15 protein-coding genes are annotated in these 19054 nt (G+C 51.8%); 7 read left to right on the forward strand and 8 right to left on the reverse strand.

Features of this window, described 5'->3' with window-relative positions:
• Positions 1–46: 46 nt before the first annotated feature.
• From ispC to rpsB, 5 genes are all read right to left on the reverse strand, one after another.
• Entirely contained in the window at positions 47–1246 is a 1200-nt protein-coding gene (gene ispC, locus NL510_RS19020; RefSeq protein ID WP_253379279.1) for a 1-deoxy-D-xylulose-5-phosphate reductoisomerase, read from the reverse strand.
• A 93-nt stretch (positions 1247–1339) separates the two neighbouring features.
• Positions 1340–1897: a ribosome recycling factor gene (frr, locus tag NL510_RS19025; protein ID WP_006173607.1), complete on the reverse strand. Its 558-nt coding sequence runs from the start codon at positions 1895–1897 to the stop codon at positions 1340–1342.
• Positions 1898–2065: 168 nt separating this feature from the next.
• Entirely contained in the window at positions 2066–2791 is a 726-nt protein-coding gene (gene pyrH / locus NL510_RS19030; RefSeq protein ID WP_006173609.1) for a UMP kinase, read from the reverse strand.
• 151 nt (positions 2792–2942) lie between these two features.
• Positions 2943–3794: a translation elongation factor Ts gene (tsf, locus tag NL510_RS19035; protein ID WP_253379281.1), complete on the reverse strand. Its 852-nt coding sequence runs from the start codon at positions 3792–3794 to the stop codon at positions 2943–2945.
• A gap of 116 nt (positions 3795–3910) precedes the next feature.
• Positions 3911–4636, reverse strand: coding sequence for a 30S ribosomal protein S2 (gene rpsB, locus NL510_RS19040; protein ID WP_253379283.1), 726 nt, complete (start codon positions 4634–4636; stop codon positions 3911–3913).
• Between the two features lie 320 nt (positions 4637–4956).
• Here rpsB and map point away from each other — a divergent pair, with 320 nt between their 5' ends.
• The 5 genes from map to NL510_RS19065 all read left to right on the forward strand — a co-directional run bounded on the left by map (position 4957) and on the right by NL510_RS19065 (position 13029).
• The gene (map, locus tag NL510_RS19045; RefSeq protein ID WP_253379285.1) at positions 4957–5751 is read left to right on the forward strand and encodes a type I methionyl aminopeptidase; all 795 of its coding nucleotides are present in this window, start codon (positions 4957–4959) and stop codon (positions 5749–5751) included.
• 62 nt (positions 5752–5813) lie between these two features.
• On the forward strand, positions 5814–8489 hold the full coding sequence (glnD, locus tag NL510_RS19050) for a bifunctional uridylyltransferase/uridylyl-removing protein GlnD (RefSeq protein WP_253379288.1): 2676 nt from the start codon (positions 5814–5816) through the stop codon (positions 8487–8489).
• Positions 8490–8521: 32 nt separating this feature from the next.
• A complete protein-coding gene (dapD, locus tag NL510_RS19055; protein ID WP_253379290.1) occupies positions 8522–9346 on the forward strand; it encodes a 2,3,4,5-tetrahydropyridine-2,6-dicarboxylate N-succinyltransferase in 825 nt (274 codons plus the stop codon).
• 110 nt (positions 9347–9456) lie between these two features.
• Positions 9457–9843, forward strand: coding sequence for a DUF3461 family protein (locus NL510_RS19060; protein WP_253379292.1), 387 nt, complete (start codon positions 9457–9459; stop codon positions 9841–9843).
• A 210-nt stretch (positions 9844–10053) separates the two neighbouring features.
• Entirely contained in the window at positions 10054–13029 is a 2976-nt protein-coding gene (locus NL510_RS19065; RefSeq protein WP_253379294.1) for a putative mucin/carbohydrate-binding domain-containing protein, read from the forward strand.
• A 42-nt stretch (positions 13030–13071) separates the two neighbouring features.
• Here NL510_RS19065 and NL510_RS19070 read toward each other — a convergent pair whose 3' ends face one another.
• The 3 genes from NL510_RS19070 to dgt form a co-directional block, all read right to left on the reverse strand.
• Positions 13072–14229 (reverse strand): CdaR family transcriptional regulator, encoded by a 1158-nt coding sequence (locus NL510_RS19070; protein ID WP_253379296.1) that lies wholly within the window; start codon positions 14227–14229, stop codon positions 13072–13074.
• Between the two features lie 154 nt (positions 14230–14383).
• Positions 14384–15823, reverse strand: a complete 1440-nt coding sequence (gene degP, locus NL510_RS19075) for a serine endoprotease DegP (RefSeq protein WP_253379298.1) — start codon at positions 15821–15823, stop codon at positions 14384–14386.
• Between the two features lie 132 nt (positions 15824–15955).
• A complete protein-coding gene (dgt, locus tag NL510_RS19080) occupies positions 15956–17470 on the reverse strand; it encodes a dGTPase (protein WP_253379300.1) in 1515 nt (504 codons plus the stop codon).
• A gap of 83 nt (positions 17471–17553) precedes the next feature.
• On the opposite strand from dgt, the gene mtnN reads away from it, so the two are divergent.
• Complete coding sequence (gene mtnN, locus NL510_RS19085) at positions 17554–18252, forward strand: 5'-methylthioadenosine/S-adenosylhomocysteine nucleosidase (protein WP_253379302.1); 699 nt, start codon at positions 17554–17556, stop codon at positions 18250–18252.
• Positions 18245–19054, forward strand: a complete 810-nt coding sequence (gene btuF / locus NL510_RS19090) for a vitamin B12 ABC transporter substrate-binding protein BtuF (protein ID WP_253379304.1) — start codon at positions 18245–18247, stop codon at positions 19052–19054. The genes mtnN and btuF overlap by 8 nt, the downstream gene beginning before the upstream one ends.

Genomic DNA, 19054 nt, shown 5'->3' on the forward strand with positions numbered 1-19054 from the left:
TGAAGCCCTACGCTAACAAATAGCACGACTCCTGGTGCTTGCTTTATCACCAGCTTGCGAGACGCGTCACCTGTTTACGTGCCGCAATACGCGCCTGTGCATCCACCGCCAGCACCTCTTCCACACGTTGTGGCTCACGCAAATCCATTATCTCCAGTACCGACGAATTCAGAGCCGCAATGTCGGTAAAGCGAATTTGCTGATTCAGAAAAGCCTCAACGGTAATTTCATTGGCTGCATTGAGCGCCGTCGTCGCCGCCTGCCCTTGCTCAAAAGCATTCATTGCCAGCTTGAGGCACGGATAACGATCGTAATCAGGCTCGCTAAAGGTCAGTGAACTGAGCTTGCAGAAATCAAGTGGTTTAACCCCGGACTGCGCGCGCTTTGGCCACGCCATGGCGTGCGCTATTGGCGTGCGCATATCCGGTTCGCCCAACTGTGCCAGCACGCTGCCGTCCTGATATCGCACCATTGAGTGAATCACCGACTGCGGGTGGATTAGCACTTCCATTTGTTTCGCTGACGCGTTAAATAGCCAGCGGGCTTCAATGTATTCCAGACCTTTGTTCATCATGGTGGCAGAATCGACGGAGATTTTACGCCCCATTGACCAATTCGGATGGCGGCACGCCTGGTCTGGCATCATGGCGCTCAGTTCAGACAGTGGCGTTTCACGGAACGGGCCACCAGACCCGGTAAGCAGAATCGACACAACGCCATTCTGCTCCAGATCAGCGTACCCCAGGTTCTGTTGAAAAGGTTGCGGTAAACTCTGAAAAATCGCGTTATGTTCGCTGTCGACCGGTAAAAGGCGCGCGCCACGCTGCTTAACGGCTTCCATAAACAGGCGTCCGCAGGTCACCAGCGACTCTTTATTTGCCAACAGCACGTCTTTACCGGCGTCAATCGCCGCAAGCGTCGGCAACAGCCCTGCCGCCCCGACGATAGCGGCCATGACCTGGTTGACCTCATCCAGCGCCGCCATGTCGCAGGCCGCCTGTTGTCCACTGAGCACCTCCGTGCGGCAGCCTTTCTCCAGCAGCACTGCTTTCACCTGGCGGGCGCGCTCTTCGTCATCCATCACCGCATAGCGGGGGGTGAACTCCAGACACTGCTCAACCATTCGCTGCACGTTCTTACCGGCGACCAGCGCCGTCACGGTGTAAAGTTCAGGATTATGGCGAACAACATCAAGAGTGCTGCAACCGATAGAGCCGGTTGAGCCGAGGAGAGTTAAATGCTTCATGGGATGCCCGAAAAGTTAGACCAGAAAAAAGCAAAACGCCGCCAGCAAGACACAGAGTCCCTCTGAACGGCGTTTATCAGTGTATGGCAAAAATCAGAACTGCATCAGTTCCGCTTCTTTATCTGCCAGCGCCGCATCAATTTTCTTGATAGCCGCGTCAGTCATTTTCTGCACGTCATCCTGAGAACGACGGTCATCATCTTCACTGATCTCTTTCTCTTTCAGCAGCGCTTTTACTTTGTCGTTCGCGTCGCGGCGAACGTTACGCACGGACACTCGACCCTGCTCGGCTTCACCGCGCACCACTTTGATCAGATCTTTACGGCGCTCTTCCGTCAGTGCTGGCAGTGGAACACGAATATCAGCGCCCGCAGAACTTGGGTTCAGACCGAGGTCTGACGCCATAATCGCTTTTTCAATGGCCGGGCTCATAGAGCGGTCGAACACGTTGATTTTCAGCGTACGGGTATCTTCAACAGTCACGCTCGCCAGCTGGCGCAGTGGCGTTGGCGTGCCGTAGTATTCTACGATAATGCCATCCAGCAGGCTTGGGGAAGCGCGGCCAGTACGGATTTTGCTGATTTGGTTTTTGAACGCTTCTACGCATTTATCCATGCGTACTTCAGCATCTTTTCTGATGTCGTTAATCACGTTACGAATCCTTGAAAACTTGTCTCAGGCAGACTATCCGCCAGCACAACGCTACAGGTGTGCTAAGTATAGTCGCGTTTAATTCATGACAACGCCAAAGGCGTTATCCGGGTAAGATACCACTACCAAGTAAAGCGGAATCTTACCTGTATTTATCGCCGACGGAAATTATTCCGTGATCAAAGTGCCTTCTTTTTCACCCATGACCACGCGACGCAGTGCGCCAGGTTTGTTCATGTTGAAGACACGAATCGGCAGTTTGTGGTCACGAGCCAGCGTAAAGGCGGCAAGATCCATCACTTTTAGTTCTTTATCCAGTACTTCACTGTAGCTCAGCTGATCGTACATGGTGGCAGACGGATCTTTCGCCGGGTCGGCAGTAAACACGCCATCCACTTTGGTTGCTTTCAGCACCACATCGGCTTCGATTTCGATACCGCGCAGGCAGGCTGCGGAATCGGTGGTAAAGAACGGGTTACCCGTACCGGCGGAGAGGATCACCACGCGGTTGTTACGCAGCAGGCTTATAGCTTCAGCCCAGCTGTAGTTATCGCATACGCCATTCAGTGGAATAGCGGACATCAGGCGGGCGTTTACATAGGCGCGATGCAGGGCATCACGCATTGCCAGGCCATTCATTACGGTTGCCAGCATACCCATGTGGTCGCCCACAACGCGGTTCATCCCCGCTTTCGCCAGACCAGCACCACGGAAAAGGTTGCCACCGCCAATGACCACGCCAACCTGAATACCCAGTTCGACCAGTTCTTTGATTTCCTGTGCCATGCGGTCAAGAATGCTTGCGTCAATACCGAAGCCTTCCGTTCCCTGCAGCGCTTCGCCACTCAGCTTAAGCAGAATGCGTTTGTACACGGGTTTTGCATTGGTAGCCATGTTTCTTTCCTGAGACTGTCAACGATTAAGATGGGGGTTTAATTCTGGCGACATGTTAAGTCGCAAATCAGCGCAACGATAGTGGAGCTCGTCTGATTTCGTGTGACGGGTGACAAAAAGAAGCCGCCCTCAGGCGGCTCCTTTTCAATCATTAAGACTGCTTAGACATTGCAGCAACTTCTGCTGCGAAATCAGTCTCAACTTTCTCGATGCCTTCGCCCACTTCGAAGCGGATGAAGCCAGTCACGTCAGCGTTATGCTCTTTCAGCAATTGAGCAACAGACTTGCCTGGATCCATAACGAATGGCTGACCGGTCAGAGAAACTTCGCCAGTGAATTTCTTCATGCGGCCTTCAACCATTTTCTCTGCGATTTCTTTTGGCTTACCAGACTGCATCGCGATGTCCAGCTGAACCTGGTACTCTTTTTCTACCACTTCAGCAGACACGTCTTCTGGCTTAACGAATTCTGGCTTGCTTGCAGCGATGTGCATTGCCAGCTGTTTAACCAGCTCTTCGTCAGCGCCTTTAGCCGCAACCAGAACACCGATACGTGCGCCGTGCTGGTATGAACCCAGGACATCGCCTTCCAGGGAAGAGACGCGACGGATGTTGATGTTCTCACCGATTTTAGCAACCAGCGCAACGCGTTCTTCTTCGAACTGTGCTTTCAGAACGTCAACGTCAGTGATTTTACCCGCAATCGCTGCGTCCAGAACTTTGTTAGCAAATGCCTGGAAGCCGCCATCTTTAGCAACGAAGTCAGTCTGGCAGTTAACTTCCAGAATGATACCGTAGTTGCCGTCGATTTTGGTGATGATCACGCCGTCAGCAGCAACGTTGCCTGCTTTTTTAGCTGCTTTGATCGCACCGGATTTACGCATGTTTTCGATTGCCAGCTCAATGTCGCCGTTCGCTTCAGTCAGCGCTTTTTTGCAATCCATCATGCCTGCGCCAGTACGCTCGCGCAGCTCTTTTACCAGGGATGCGGTAATTTCAGCCATTCTTAAATCCTCGGGAGATGTGAACTGCCCGGCCGGGGCCAAACAGTATAAATTGAAAAAAGGGGCCGATAATTGGCCCCTATTCATACACGGTACTAATAAGGGGTAAAACCTTATTATTCAGCTTCTACAAAGCTTTCTTCCGCTTGAGTAGCCAGATCCTGGGAACGGCCTTCACGAACGGTAGCCGCTACAGCGCTCAGGTACAGGCTAACAGCACGGATTGCATCGTCGTTACCCGGGATAACGAAGTCAACACCGTCTGGATCGGAGTTGGTATCAACGATAGCGAATACTGGGATACCCAGGTTGTTAGCTTCTTTGATTGCGATGTGCTCGTGGTCTGCATCAATGACGAACAGCGCGTCTGGCAGGCCGCCCATATCTTTGATACCACCCAGGCTGTTTTCCAGCTTGGCCAGTTCACGAGTACGCATCAGCGCTTCTTTCTTAGTCAGCTTGTCGAAAGTACCGTCCTGAGACTGAGTTTCCAGATCTTTCAGGCGTTTGATTGACTGACGAACGGTTTTCCAGTTGGTCAGCATGCCGCCCAACCAGCGATGGTTCACGAAGAACTGATCGCAGCTGTTAGCAGCATCTTTCACAGCTTCGCTTGCAGCGCGTTTAGTACCAACGAACAGAATCTTACCTTTACGGGAAGAGATCTTGTTCAGCTCAGCCAGAGCTTCGTTGAACATTGGTACAGTTTTCTCAAGGTTGATGATGTGAACTTTGTTACGTGCGCCGAAGATGAAAGGCTTCATTTTCGGGTTCCAGTAACGGGTCTGGTGACCAAAGTGAACACCAGCCTTGAGCATGTCGCGCATGGAAACAGTTGCCATGTTTAAAACCTCTATAGTAAAAGTTGGGGTTATGCCTCCACGTATCCCATATTACCGACCCCAAAGGGCACCCCGGAATATGTGCCGATACGTGTGTGTTGTTACACAAAGTGAGATTATCGCTTCCGTCCAGACTGTGTATCTGAAATGGATCGGAAGTCCGGCGCGCTTTATACCACAAAACACGACCAGAAACCAACAGTTGTTGGCTGAGTGTGCTGTTAATGATTCTCAATTTGGCACGGAGTGGGCCTGACTGATACCATTAACGATACTCAGTTTAGTATTGTCGAAAAAATCGACACCGATGGACAGATTACATGGCTATCTCTATTAAGACCCCTGAAGAAATTGCAAAGATGCGCGTCGCCGGTCGTCTGGCCGCAGAAGTGCTTGAAATGATCGCACCGTTCGTTAAACCGGGCGTGAGCACCGGCGAACTGGATCGCATCTGTAACGACTATATTGTCAACGAGCAGCACGCCGTCTCCGCCTGCCTTGGCTACCACGGTTTCCCGAAATCCGTCTGCATTTCCATTAATGAAGTGGTGTGCCACGGTATCCCCGATGACGAAAAACTGCTGAAAGATGGCGACATCGTCAACATCGACGTGACCGTCATTAAAGACGAATACCACGGTGACACCTCGAAGATGTTCATCGTTGGCAAGCCGACCATCCTCGGCGAGCGCCTGTGCAAAGTCACGCAAGAGAGCCTCTACCTGGCGCTGAAGTTGGTGAAGCCGGGCATCCGCCTGCGTACGCTGGGCGTCGCTATTCAGAAGTTCGTTGAGGCAGAAGGTTTCTCCGTAGTGCGTGAATACTGCGGTCACGGCATTGGCCGCGTTTTCCACGAAGAGCCGCAGGTGCTGCACTATGATGCGGACGACGGCGGCGTGGTGCTGCAACAAGGCATGACTTTTACTATCGAACCGATGGTAAACGCTGGCGACTACCGTATCCGCACCATGAAAGACGGCTGGACGGTGAAAACCAAAGACAGAAGCTTGTCTGCACAGTATGAGCATACTATTGTGGTAACGGACAACGGCTGCGAAATTATGACGTTGCGCAAGGATGACACCATCCCGGCGATACTGACCAACATTGAGTGATAAAAAGCCGGCAAATGCCGGCTTTTTTAATGGCGATAGCGTTTTCTTATGGGTGGCACGCAATGAGTAATTCATTACCCGAACAGTATGCTAACACAGCACTTCCCACCCTCCCCGACCAGCCCGATAACCCGGGCGTCTGGCCATCTCACGCGCTGACCTGTGCAGGCATCAAAGCGCATATGGATATTTTCCATCGCTGGCTGAGCAGCGCGTTTGATGCAGGTATCTCTGCCGAGCAGCTCATTGAGGCACGCACCGAATTTATCGACCAACTCCTCCAGCGCCTGTGGATCGACTACGGATTCGGGCAGATAAGCGATGTAGCCATGGTCGCGGTTGGGGGCTATGGCCGCGGAGAGCTTCATCCGCTTTCCGATATCGACCTGCTTATTTTAAGCCGCAAAAAGCTGGCGGATGAACAGGCACAAAAAATCGGCGAACTGTTGACCCTGCTCTGGGATGTGAAGCTGGAAGTCGGCCACAGCGTGCGTACGCTGGAAGAGTGCCTGCTGGAAGGGCTATCTGATCTGACCGTCGCCACCAACCTGATTGAAACCCGTCTGCTGATTGGCGACGTGGCGCTGTTCCTGGAATTGCAAAAGCACATTTTCAGCGATGGCTTCTGGCCGTCAGAAACATTCTTCGCCGCCAAGGTCGAGGAACAGAATCAGCGCCACCTGCGCTACCACGGTACCAGCTATAACCTGGAGCCCGATATCAAAAGCAGCCCGGGCGGCCTGCGTGATATCCACACGTTGCAGTGGGTCGCCCGTCGTCACTTTGGCGCGACGTCGCTGGATGAGATGGTCGGTTTCGGCTTCCTGACCGAAGCCGAGCGTAACGAGCTGAACGAATGCCTGCATCTGCTGTGGCGAATGCGCTTTGCCCTGCATCTGGAACTTACCCGCTACGATAACCGTCTGCTCTTCGACCGCCAGCTCAGCGTTGCCCAGCGCCTCAACTACCGTGGCGAAGGCAATGAACCGGTTGAGCACATGATGAAGGATTTCTTCCGCGTCACCCGACGCGTCAGCGAGCTAAACCAGATGCTGCTGCAGCTGTTTGATGAAGCGATCCTGGCGCTGACAGCAGACGAAAAACCGCGTCCGATTGATGATGAATTCCAGCTACGCGGCACGCTTATCGATCTGCGCGACGAAACGCTGTTTATGCGCGAGCCGCAAGCGATCCTGCGGATGTTCTTTACCATGGTGCGCAACAGCACAATCACCGGGATCTACTCCACTACCCTGCGCCATCTGCGCCATGCTCGCCGCCATTTGCGTCAGCCGCTGTGCTATATCCCCGAAGCGCGTTCGCTGTTTCTCAGCATGCTTCGCCATCCGGGCGCCGTGAGTCGCGGTCTGTTGCCGATGCATCGTCACAGCGTGCTATGGGCCTATATGCCGCAGTGGTCGCACATTGTCGGGCAGATGCAGTTCGATCTTTTCCACGCCTATACCGTAGACGAGCACACTATCCGCGTGATGCTCAAGCTGGAAAGCTTCGCTAAAGAAGAGACGCGATCCCGCCATCCGCTCTGCGTGGAGTTATGGCCGCGCCTGCCGCACCCTGAGCTTATCCTGATTGCGGCGCTGTTCCACGATATTGCCAAAGGTCGCGGTGGGGATCACTCGGTGCTGGGGGCGCAGGACGTGCTGAAATTTGCCGAACTGCATGGTCTCAACTCACGCGAAACCCAGCTGGTGGCCTGGCTGGTACGCCATCATCTACTGATGTCGGTCACCGCACAGCGGCGTGATATCCAGGATCCAGAAGTGATTAAGCAGTTCGGCGAAGAAGTTCAGACCGAGAACCGCCTGCGCTATCTGGTGTGCCTGACGGTAGCCGATATTTGCGCCACCAACGAAACGCTGTGGAACAGCTGGAAGCAGAGCCTGCTGCGCGAGCTGTACTTCGCCACCGAAAAACAGCTGCGCCGCGGGATGCAACATACGCCGGATATGCGCGAACGCGTGCGCCATCATCAGCTCCAGGCGCTGGCGCTGCTGCGAATGGAGAATATTGATGAAGAGGCGCTGCATCAGATTTGGGCGCGCTGTCGCGCTAACTACTTCGTCCGCCATAACCCAAACCAGCTCGCCTGGCATGCGCGGCATCTGTTAAAACATGATTTGTCTCAGCCGATGATCCTGCTCAGTCCGCAGGCCACGCGCGGCGGTACGGAGATCTTTATCTGGAGTCCGGACAGACCATATCTGTTCGCCGCGGTCTGCGCCGAACTGGACCGGCGGAACCTGAGCGTTCACGATGCGCAAATTTTTACCACCCGCGACGGCATGGCGATGGATACGTTTATCGTGCTGGAGCCAGACGGTAGCCCACTGTCGTCGGACAGGCATGAAAGGATACGTTTTGGCCTGGAACAGGCGATTACTCAGCACAGTTGGCAGCCACCACAACCGCGTCGTCAACCCGCCAAATTACGCCACTTCACCGTCGATACCGAGGTCAATTTTCTGCCGACCCACACTGACCGTAAATCGTTCCTGGAACTGATCGCGCTGGATCAGCCGGGTTTACTCGCCCGCGTCGGCCAGGTTTTTGCCGATCTGGGAATTTCGCTTCATGGCGCCAGAATTACAACCATTGGCGAACGAGTAGAAGATTTATTTATAATCGCCACCGCAGACCGGCGTGCCCTTAATAAAGACCTGCAACTTGAGGTGCAACAACGGTTGACAGCAGCCCTCAATCCAAACGATAAAGGGTGATGTGTTTTTTAGTGAAATGGAAAGAGTAAACAATGCAGCAGTTACAGAACGTTATTGAGTCCGCTTTTGAGCGTCGCGCCGAGATCACTCCGGCTAATGTAGATACCGTTACCCGTGAAGCGGTTAACCAGGTGATTTCTCTGCTGGATTCCGGCGCGCTGCGTGTAGCAGAAAAAATTGGCGGTCAGTGGGTAACTCATCAATGGCTGAAGAAAGCCGTGCTGCTCTCTTTCCGTATCAACGATAACCAGGTTATCGACGGGGCAGAAAGCCGCTACTTTGACAAAGTGCCGATGAAATTCGCTGACTACAACGAAGCACGTTTCCAGAAAGAAGGCTTCCGCGTGGTGCCACCTGCCGCAGTTCGCCAGGGTGCATTCATCGCGCGCAACACCGTGCTAATGCCCTCTTACGTCAACATCGGTGCTTACGTTGACGAAGGCACCATGGTGGACACCTGGGCAACCGTCGGTTCTTGCGCGCAAATCGGTAAAAATGTTCACCTCTCCGGCGGCGTCGGGATCGGTGGCGTACTGGAGCCACTGCAGGCTAATCCTACCATCATCGAAGATAACTGCTTTATCGGCGCCCGTTCCGAAGTGGTTGAAGGCGTTATCGTTGAAGAAGGTTCCGTGATCTCGATGGGCGTTTACATCGGTCAGAGCACCCGCATTTACGATCGTGAAACCGGCGAAGTGCACTACGGCCGCGTGCCGGCAGGTTCCGTTGTTGTCTCCGGCAACCTGCCGTCTAAAGATGGCACATACAGCCTGTACTGTGCGGTTATCGTGAAGAAGGTCGACGCGAAAACCCGCGGTAAGGTCGGGATTAACGAACTGCTGCGCACCATCGACTAATGGGTTATAAAAAAAGCGGGGGCAACCCCGCTTTTTTTGTATCTGAGGGTGGCGAAAATAGATTTTTTCGTTAATTATTCAAAGGTTATGTTGAGATCAAGGGTACCGCTATGTACGATAATCTGAAAAGTCTGGGCATTACCAATCCTGATGAAATCGATCGTTACAGCCTTCGCCAGGAAGCCAACAACGACATTTTAAAAATCTATTTTCACAAGGACAAAGGCGAGTTTTTCGCCAAAAGCGTCAAGTTTAAATATCCGCGCCAGCGTAAGACCGTGGTTGCCGATGGTATCGGCCAGGGTTACAAAGAAGTACAGGAAATTAGCCCTAACCTGCGCTATGTGATTGATGAACTGGATCAGATCTGCCAGCGCGATCGCACCGACGTTGACCTGAAACGTAAAATCCTTGATGACCTGCGTCATCTGGAGAGCGTGGTCACCAATAAGATCAGCGAAATTGAATCCGATCTGGAAAAACTCACCCGCAAGTAAATCATCATTCCAGAGGCCAGGACACTGGCCTTTCTCAAAACCTCACATAGAACCTCATTTTTTATCATTAACTGTCCTCCAGGATAACAAAATATTTTCCGACATCACCCACATCATTAAACATCAAAACGAAAGTAATTGAGTTTTCTTATCTCATGCAAAAGGTAAGGTTTATTCATCCTTAACCAATAAACATGAGATTAACAAACCATGATCACTTTAACCGAAATGATATGCTACACCCTCAAAAAAGCCCCGTGGCTTAATAATGAAGGCTTTGATAAAGGGTTACACCACGATCGGCAGCAGCTTGGTATTATTTTATCGGCGAACACCCCACTTAAAATAAGACAGCTAGATACCCGTTATGGTGCTGCGACACTGCGTTTATTGTGCGACGATTCCGCTGTCGAAAAATCATTAACATTAAAGCCTGAGTGGCAAACGATTAGCGCAACGGTCGATACCGTGCCCTTCATTGATACGCTTTTTACGGAGGATGCGCAAAAATTCTATGTCGAATTTGAGCAAACCGTTGAACCTCGGGAATTGCCATTTTTTAACCGAGAAAAAAATGCTACGGTATTTTTTTCTTCCTGGGCCAAAACTCAAGCTCCATTTGCGCTGGTTGACACCGGTAGCGCTCAACTATTGGTCCCCTATGCCGACATGGATAACCTGCAGAAGGTAAACACAGAAAATGGCATCTCTGGTTTGCTGAACTTTTATGAAGAAATTTTTGCTTTTTATAATAAATTAGCCGGCCTTAGCTTTACACCCGAAAATCCACTCAACCAGAATATTGGTAATAAGTATTTCATTAAAGCAGATAAGCATGGTATCGGTGCCGCCTATTACGGTTCGTACTGGTGTGCAGAGACGTCATCAACCATCGCCCAGGGATGGATTGATAATGCAGCAACCCAGTGGACCATTCTCCATGAAATTGCCCATGGATATCAGGGCAAATTTATGAACGATTCTCGCTTCTCGGTTGGAGAGGTTTGGAATAATATCTATGGCGCATGGTTCCAGCAAACTACATTAGGTAATGCTAACCAGCTCTATACCCAGGGATGGTTGTATAACTATGGTAAAAAAGATGCTGTAGAAAAAAATCTCCGCAACAATATAGCGAGTAAAACCCCGGCGAATAAATGGGATCTGCGTTCTAAACTCTTGCTGCTGATGTTAATGCAATTTAAATCATCGACGAAAAGCTTTACACTGTTTAATGAAGAATATCGCGCATTGGCGAACAGGGAAGATTTCTTAGCGTCGAATTACCACACTCTGGATATCATGGCAGACGCGAGCGCAACTGTAGCGGGTTATGATATGACTGCCTGGATCGATCTGTGTGGTATTGAGCTTAATGATGTTACCCGAGAACGCATTCAGGCTATGGCGGCCAAACCGGTTTATCCTCTTTACGATCTCTTGCCAGAAGCGGAATGGGCGAATGCTCAAAAAAAACTGGGGTTACCAACATCAGTGTGGTTGGTCGATAACGCAGAACTGTCTGTTTTGAACAAAAAAGGAAATGTTTCTTTTAATATCAACATCGACGATTTGGCTCAAATTTATGGCCACGATATCAAACTTATTGACAACTGTGGCACTGATATTACTGTTCGCATTACCGATGATGTTTTACAACTGCAAACCTTACCTGTGGGTATTTATCAACTGATTCTGCCGAAAGGACGCTCACAAAAATACGCTGTTGATAAAAAATGGCTCGTAGTTCGTGAAGGCGAAAATAGCGTAACGGTTAACTACAGCCCTCTGTATGATACTAATTCTCGTAATGAGAGCCTTGTTTTCCTCGGCCTTGCAGATACCCAATTTGCAACCCTCACGATCAATAATGAAAGAAAAAAAATCATACTGGATGTCACCAATTCAACCCCACACTCATATTATGGTGCTGATACTTACGCAAGCGTGACTATTTTCACAGCTGATGGCAAGCAAATATTCAATCGCGTTATGCCGGGGAAAAACTGCCCCATCACCTGCGAAGAAATCCCCTTTGAAGAAGGCTACTTAATTGATGTATATCACGCCGAATGCGGGCATCGTTTTTATAATAAACCCACGTATATCGAACTGATTTCTCATTACGTAAAAACTAATAACTTCAGGATTGACAACGCTGGGTTAGTGAATATTGCACTGAATAATAACCCGAATGACGACCTCCGCGCTATCATCGCAGAGTCAGCACAACAATTACGTTCTGAACCATTGATTTATAGCCTGCCAGACAGTGCGGAAAAGGTTAACATCTGGCTGATGATCAACCAATTCGCTGACGAAGCCCGTGATACATTAGCGCTCGAATATGCCGACTGCATCCCATTAGACAACAGTGACCCCGACAATCTGACGGGCAGTGCAATTCACCTATCATTATGCGGACTCGGTAATTATGAGTTTTGCGGCATTACCATAGACAATAGCCGTTATCAGATGACCGTAACGACTAAACCGGTACAACCACACGCCTATTATCCAAAAACTTATGCATGGGTACGCGTATGGGATGAGAAAGGAATCGAAATATATAGCCGCAATTACGATGGTACAGTTCACTGTATTGCCGGTACGGAAACCCTTCCACTGCGTGATGGTTATGTCATTGATATCTATCATGATGAGCCTTTCAGATGCGTTGCCTCAAACACCATGCAAAATACAGATATTCAGCTCGCGCAGGATAATACATGGGAAGTGACGCGTTTTGGTCTAAAAAAGTGTCAACATCCTGGCGCTGATGCACTGGAACCGACGCTGCGCGGCAATAAATTCCTCTGGAAACTGCTGGGATATTACGATGGCAAATTTGCCAGTATCGATATTGATCTTGTTAACAACACGCTCGTTTATTCAACCGAAGCGATCACGCCACACAGTCTCTATGCCGGGCTGTATGCGGAGGTCAGAATTATCGATAACGAAGGGTTAGTCGTGTATCAGCAGGCGATACAGGCTAAAGAGCCGCTGGTGAAATTCACCGACACCATGACGCTGGCAAAAGGCTATACCATTGAGGTTTATCATGCAGAAGCGGGTCATCGTTCGGTAATCATTAACGCTGAAACCGAACACACCTATCAGCAAAAGAGAAAAGTAGTTTATAACGTTATTGAAAAGGGACTATTTTTAGTTTCTGAAGAATAACCAACCGCTTAACACCACCGCTCTGCGCGGTGGTGTTACTTCTCATCGTTGTTCATCCAGTTGCAGTGCGACATACAGCAGCAGCCTGTCGTCGAAATTCCCCAGATCCAACCCCGTAAGTTCCGAGATACGATTCAGACGGTATTCCAGCGTATTGCGGTGGATAAACAGCGCTTTCGAGGTTGCCAGCGGCTGTACGTTATGACGAAACCACGCCTGCAACGTGCGGCGTAGCAGACCATTGTTATCCATTGCTTTCAGGCGTACTAGCGGGCGCGCCAGCTCATTAGCCTGCCAGCCGCCGCGCAGGCTGTCGAGCAGTACTGGCAGCATCAAATCCTGATAAAAATAGCTTCGGCTTTCCGGCATGCGCTGCTTCCCTACCATCATGGTCGTACGCGCGGTACGCCACGAGCGGGCGATACTGCCAGGTCCGGTAAAGTAATTGCCCAGCGCGACGCGAAAACGGAGTTGACCATTCTCTTTCATACGGGCGATCAGCTGATCCACTCGCCGACGGTGATCTTCTGCATCCCAGCGGCCAAACTGATTCAGCGCGGGCTTGAGCACCACCATTTCTGTTAGCGAAACAATCGCTACCAGGTTGTTTCGTTCCGGCGTCGCCAGCGCATTCTGCAGTTGCTGCAGCTCGGCCATCGCGCTGTCTACGCCCAGTTGGCCGCTATCCACCTCAATGACTGCCACCACGCGCGGTTGATTCAGATCGATGCCCAGACGCTGCGCCCATTCGCTCAGGGCGGGTGTGTGCTCCTCGGCCTGGATAAGATTCATCACCAGCTCTTCACGCAGACGGCTGTCCTGCGCAAGCAGATGCATCAGGCGCGACTGCTCCAGCATCATCTCGGCAGTCATACAGACCAGCTCACCATATTTACGCAGAGACCCGGGTTCACCGGTCAGGCCAATGACGCCCACGATCTCCCCTTCCAGACGCAGCGGTAAATTGATGCCCTGGCGAACACCATGCAGATGTTTCGCGACCGCATCATCGATATCCACTACCCGTCCCTGAGAGAGAACCAGCAATGCACCTTCGTGCAATTCCCCAACGCGTTCACGATCGCCACTCCCGATAATGCGCCCACGGGCATCCATTACGTTGATATTGGTATCGATGATGCGCATGGTGCGCGCCACGATATCCTGCGCCATGTTGGTATCAAGATGCCAGCCAGCCATGTAACCCTCCTGTGAGCAGAGCTCAAGCATAGGGGAGTTCAGTGAGGGTCGCATTGTGCGGATGCACAAAGACAGGGGGATAAGTATGGACTTGTGGAAAGCATCACAGAAAAGAGAAATGCCCCTGCGTTAAACACGCAGGGACATGAGGGGATTACTGCATCAGCAGATAAATTGTGGTGTCACCACGCTGGATATTCAGCGCCAGCACGGTGGGCTTACCGTCGAGGATTTTACGCAACTCAGCGATGTTTTTCACTGGCTGCTGGTTCGCGGCCATGATCACATCACCTTTTTTCAGGCCGATACGCGCAGCCGGTGAGTTCGCTTTCACGTTATTCACCACGACGCCTTTATCTTCACCTTTGTTGCTCATCTCCGCACCTTCGATACCGCTGAAGAGGGTGCTGGAATCAACCTGATTCTGGCTGCTCTGCTGCAGTTCCAGACTCACGTCAACCGGCTTACCTTCACGCAACAGGCCAAGGGTCACTTTGCTGCCAATTGGCATGGAACCCACTTCAGCACGTAGCGCGGCAAAGCTGCTGATAGGCTTACCGTTCAGGGAGGTGATCACATCCCCCGCTTTAATGCCCGCTTTCGCCGCAGACGAGTTTGGCATCACCTGGCTGACGAAAGCGCCGCGCTGAGCGTCAACTTTCATCGCTTTCGCCAGCTCGGAGTTCAGCTCAGTACCCATGATGCCCAATTCACCGCGCTTCACCTGGCCGTACTGCACCATCTGCGAGGTCAGGTTTTTCACCATGTTGCTTGGGATAGCAAAACCGATACCAATGTTACCGCCGTCCGGTGCGAGGATCGCGGTGTTGATACCAATCAACTCACCGTTCAGGTTCACCAGCGCCCCACCGGAATTACCGCGGTTAATGGCCGCATCCGTCTGGATGAAGTTTTCATAGTTCTCAGCGTTCAGGCCACTACGACCCAGCGCAGAAACGATACCCGAGGTCACCGTTTCGCCCAGACCGAACGGGTTACCGATAGCCACGGTATAATCGCCGACGCGCAACGCGTCAGAATCGGCAAGCTTAATCGCCGTCAGGTTTTTCGGATCCTGAATCTGGATCAGCGCGATATCGGAGCGCGGATCTTTACCCACCACTTTGGCATCGAATCTACGGCCGTCGCTCATCTGAACTTTGATGGTGCTGGCGTTATCCACAACGTGGTTATTGGTCACCACGTAGCCTTTAGCCGCATCAATAATTACCCCTGAGCCCAGCGCCATAAATTTCTGCTGCTGCCCGCCGCCCTGGCTGTTTTCACCTGCCCCCCCACCCTGGCAGAACGGGGAGCTCTGGAATGGCGAACCCTCCTGGCAGAACGGTGAGTTATCACCGAAGAACTGCTGGAAGTTTCTTGGCATACGCGGCGTATTAACCGTGGTACTGCCCTCTACGTTAATGCTCACCACCGATGGCATCACCTTTTCGAGCATTGGCGCCAGACTTGGCATCTGCTGAGAGGTTGCTGCCGTGGACGGCGCGGCCTCAGCTGCAGTAGCAGTCAGAGGAGACAGCGCTAAACCTAAACTTAGAGCCAGTGTACTCATTGCTAAAGCGGTTTTTTTCATATTTCTCAATCTCGATTTACCCGATATTGCATAATTGCTGTGTAACTCAGATTCGTTTTATAACGCTTAGTTCCGGGATTAAGTTTATGGAAAAAGTAAAAATTTATTGGCGCTCTTTACAAAACTCCGCGTTTATTCAACGGCCATCAGCTTGCGGTATTCGTCCCAGGCATACAAATCTGTCATGCCGCTGATATAGTCCTGAATAAGTCGACAGCGATAATAATATTCCATAACGGGCCATTGTGAAGATTGTTTCTCCAGTTTACCCGTTGCTTCGACGTAGGCCAGACGATGGCGGGTCGACAATTTTTGGTAAAGCCGGGATTCAATCGGTAATCGACGTACCCGCTCGTCTTCTACCAGTTCACTAAACTCCTCGACCGTTAACTGCAGCAGTGGGCTATAAATCTCCAGCAGCCCGCTTATCACCCGGTATCCCTGTAACTCTAACTGTTCGACATCAGGATGGCTGAACACATGCCGCACGGCAACATTTTTATAGAGTTCAAGAAGTTGACTAAAGCTACTGTCGTCTTCGAGCAACGCATGGTTGAATTCACCGCTAAAAATGGTCGGCAGATTATCGATAAAGCGCGAGGCCGCATAAGGCACCAGTTTATTGAGAGTATTAACCCGCAAATACATAAAGAACTGGTCTTCCGTGCTGCGGCTTAATGAATTTGAGCGCGACTTTTCCCAGGCATTTTCGACGACCTGAGAAAACAACGATCCCTTTTCGTGCTGACCCCAGGCGTCATACAGATGTTGATAAAGCTCCTCAACGCTGAATATTCTTTTCTCAACGGCATCCTCCAGGTCGGCGACACAATAGGAGATATCGTCCGCAGCCTCCATAATCCACGTTAAGGGAAAACGGCCATTCGGCGCCAACGACAGTTCTTTACGCAACCGCTCAATATAGGCTTCTTCAGATAAGTAGTAGCCTGGCTTTTTCATCAAATAACTGTGGGATGCCGGCGCCTCGCCCATCCACCACGCCGGGCGCGTATATTTGAGGATGCAGCCAACCTGCGCCCAGGTGAGATTCATGCGCATCAGAGAATGCACCAGTCGGATCCCCTGCGCATTGCCTTCAAAATGACAAAGATCCTGGCGCACTTTACGACGAAGAACGTTCAGATCTTCTTCCCCCTCACGCAGGCATAAATCACGCACCTTACAGCGATCGTCACTGAGCGGCTGGCTTGCCGCATCCGCCGGGAAAAGGCGCTGTTTAAACCAGTCATTGATGGCAGCTTCACCGAAATGACCAAAGGGGGGATTACCAATATCATGCATCAGGCACGCCATTTCAACGATGCTCTCGAATGGCCCGGTCAATTCATCAAGACCATAGCGTGCCAGCAACCGCTGCTCTTTAAGGCGGCTCAAAATCTCTTTAGCAATATAACGCCCGACTTGCTGAACCTCCATTGAGTGGGTTAAGCGCGTGCGCACTGCGGCGTTACGTTCCAGCGGAAACACCTGAGTCTTTTGCTGCAAGCGACGAATGGCGGGTGAGTTAATGATGCGTCCGCGATCGCTTTCGAAGATCCTCAGGATCTCATGCTCGCTCTTATCGCCCTGCGGCGAACGGAAGCGCCGATGCCAGTTAATTTTTATGCGAAAATCGATCTGCGTCATGTGCTCCCCCGCGTGAGAAATGCGCTTCCACTAAAGCCCATGATAGACTATGCATCTTAACGAGGTACATCGCGAGTAAATCTATGAAAATCGGCATTATTGGTGCAATGGAAGAAGAAGTTACGCTCCTGCGTGACAAAATTGAGAACCGTCAGACTCTCTCTCTGGGTGGTTGTGAAATCTATACCGGCCAGTTGAACGGCGTTGAGGTTGCTCTGCTGAAATCTGGCATCGGTAAAGTTGCTGCTGCGCTGGGTGCAACCCTGCTGCTCGAACACTGCAAGCCGGACGTGATCATCAATACCGGATCTGCGGGCGGCCTCGCACCAACGCTAAAAGTGGGTGATATCGTCGTCTCTGACGAAGCGCGTTACCACGATGCGGACGTGACCGCGTTTGGCTATGAATATGGTCAGCTTCCGGGTTGCCCGGCAGGCTTTAAAGCAGACGATAAGCTGATTGCCGCCGCCGAGACCTGCATCGCTGAATTAGATCTGAACGCCGTGCGCGGCCTGATTGTCAGCGGCGACGCCTTTATCAATGGCTCCGTTGGCCTGGCGAAAATCCGTCATAACTTCCCGCAGGCCGTCGCCGTTGAGATGGAAGCGACCGCGATTGCTCACGTTTGCCATAATTTCAGCGTCCCGTTCGTGGTAGTCCGTGCTATCTCTGACGTGGCGGACCAACAATCGCACCTGAGCTTCGACGAGTTCCTGGCCGTTGCCGCAAAACAGTCTACCGTCATGGTGGAACGCCTGGTACAGAATCTGGCGCGTGGGTAAAGCCTGCTTGAGGGCGCTAGCCGCCCTGCTTCTGCTCGCACCGGCATGGCTTTATGCCGCGCCGCGGGTGATAACGCTCTCCCCGGCGAACACCGAGCTGGCGTTTGCTGCCGGGATCACTCCCGTTGGCGTGAGCAGTTTTTCAGATTATCCGCCGCAAGCGGCCGGCATAGAGCAGGTATCAACATGGCAGGGGATGAATCTTGAGCGTATCGTGGCGCTCAAGCCCGACCTCGTACTGGCATGGCGCGGCGGAAATGCCGAGCGCCAGGTAAACCAGCTCACTTCGCTTGGGATTAACGTCATGTGGGTTGACGCGGTGAGCATTGAGCAAGTCGCCGCAGCACTTCGCGCGCTCGCCCCCTTCAGCCCAACGCCGGAAAAGGCCGAGGCTGTGGCAACCCGGATGCTCAGCGACTACGCTGCGCTGAAAAGCCAATACGACACGCCAGCGAAAAAACGCATTTTCCTGCAGTTTGGCAGCCAGCCATTGTTCACTAGCGGAAAAGGCACTATTCAGAACCAGGTGCTCGACGTTTGTGGCGGTGAAAATATCTTTGCTGCCAGCCGGGTCCCCTGGCCGCAGGTCAGTCGGGAACAGGTTTTGATCCGCCAGCCGCAGGCCATCGTGGTGGTCGGAAGTGCGAGTGAGATTCCTAAAATTGAACAGTTCTGGCAAAGCCAGCTAAAAATACCGGTGATCCCGCTCAACCGCGACTGGTTTGAACGTGCCAGCCCGCGTATTATCCTCGCCGCAAAACAACTCTGTGCCGCGCTGGCAGAGAGTGACTCACTCAGATAA

The sequence above is a fragment of the unidentified bacterial endosymbiont genome (genome assembly GCF_918797525.1).
Classification (GTDB): Bacteria; Pseudomonadota; Gammaproteobacteria; order Enterobacterales; family Enterobacteriaceae; genus Enterobacter.

Coding starts and splice junctions, on each gene's coding strand:
- ispC (WP_253379279.1), bottom strand. CDS start 1,246: ATGAAGCATTTAACTCTCCTCGGCTCAACCGGCTCTATCGGTTGCAGC.
- pyrH (WP_006173609.1), bottom strand. CDS start 2,791: ATGGCTACCAATGCAAAACCCGTGTACAAACGCATTCTGCTTAAGCTG.
- tsf (WP_253379281.1), bottom strand. CDS start 3,794: ATGGCTGAAATTACCGCATCCCTGGTAAAAGAGCTGCGCGAGCGTACT.
- rpsB (WP_253379283.1), bottom strand. CDS start 4,636: ATGGCAACTGTTTCCATGCGCGACATGCTCAAGGCTGGTGTTCACTTT.
- map (WP_253379285.1), top strand. CDS start 4,957: ATGGCTATCTCTATTAAGACCCCTGAAGAAATTGCAAAGATGCGCGTC.
- glnD (WP_253379288.1), top strand. CDS start 5,814: ATGAGTAATTCATTACCCGAACAGTATGCTAACACAGCACTTCCCACC.
- dapD (WP_253379290.1), top strand. CDS start 8,522: ATGCAGCAGTTACAGAACGTTATTGAGTCCGCTTTTGAGCGTCGCGCC.
- NL510_RS19060 (WP_253379292.1), top strand. CDS start 9,457: ATGTACGATAATCTGAAAAGTCTGGGCATTACCAATCCTGATGAAATC.
- NL510_RS19065 (WP_253379294.1), top strand. CDS start 10,054: ATGATCACTTTAACCGAAATGATATGCTACACCCTCAAAAAAGCCCCG.
- NL510_RS19070 (WP_253379296.1), bottom strand. CDS start 14,229: ATGGCTGGCTGGCATCTTGATACCAACATGGCGCAGGATATCGTGGCG.
- degP (WP_253379298.1), bottom strand. CDS start 15,823: ATGAAAAAAACCGCTTTAGCAATGAGTACACTGGCTCTAAGTTTAGGT.
- dgt (WP_253379300.1), bottom strand. CDS start 17,470: ATGACGCAGATCGATTTTCGCATAAAAATTAACTGGCATCGGCGCTTC.
- mtnN (WP_253379302.1), top strand. CDS start 17,554: ATGAAAATCGGCATTATTGGTGCAATGGAAGAAGAAGTTACGCTCCTG.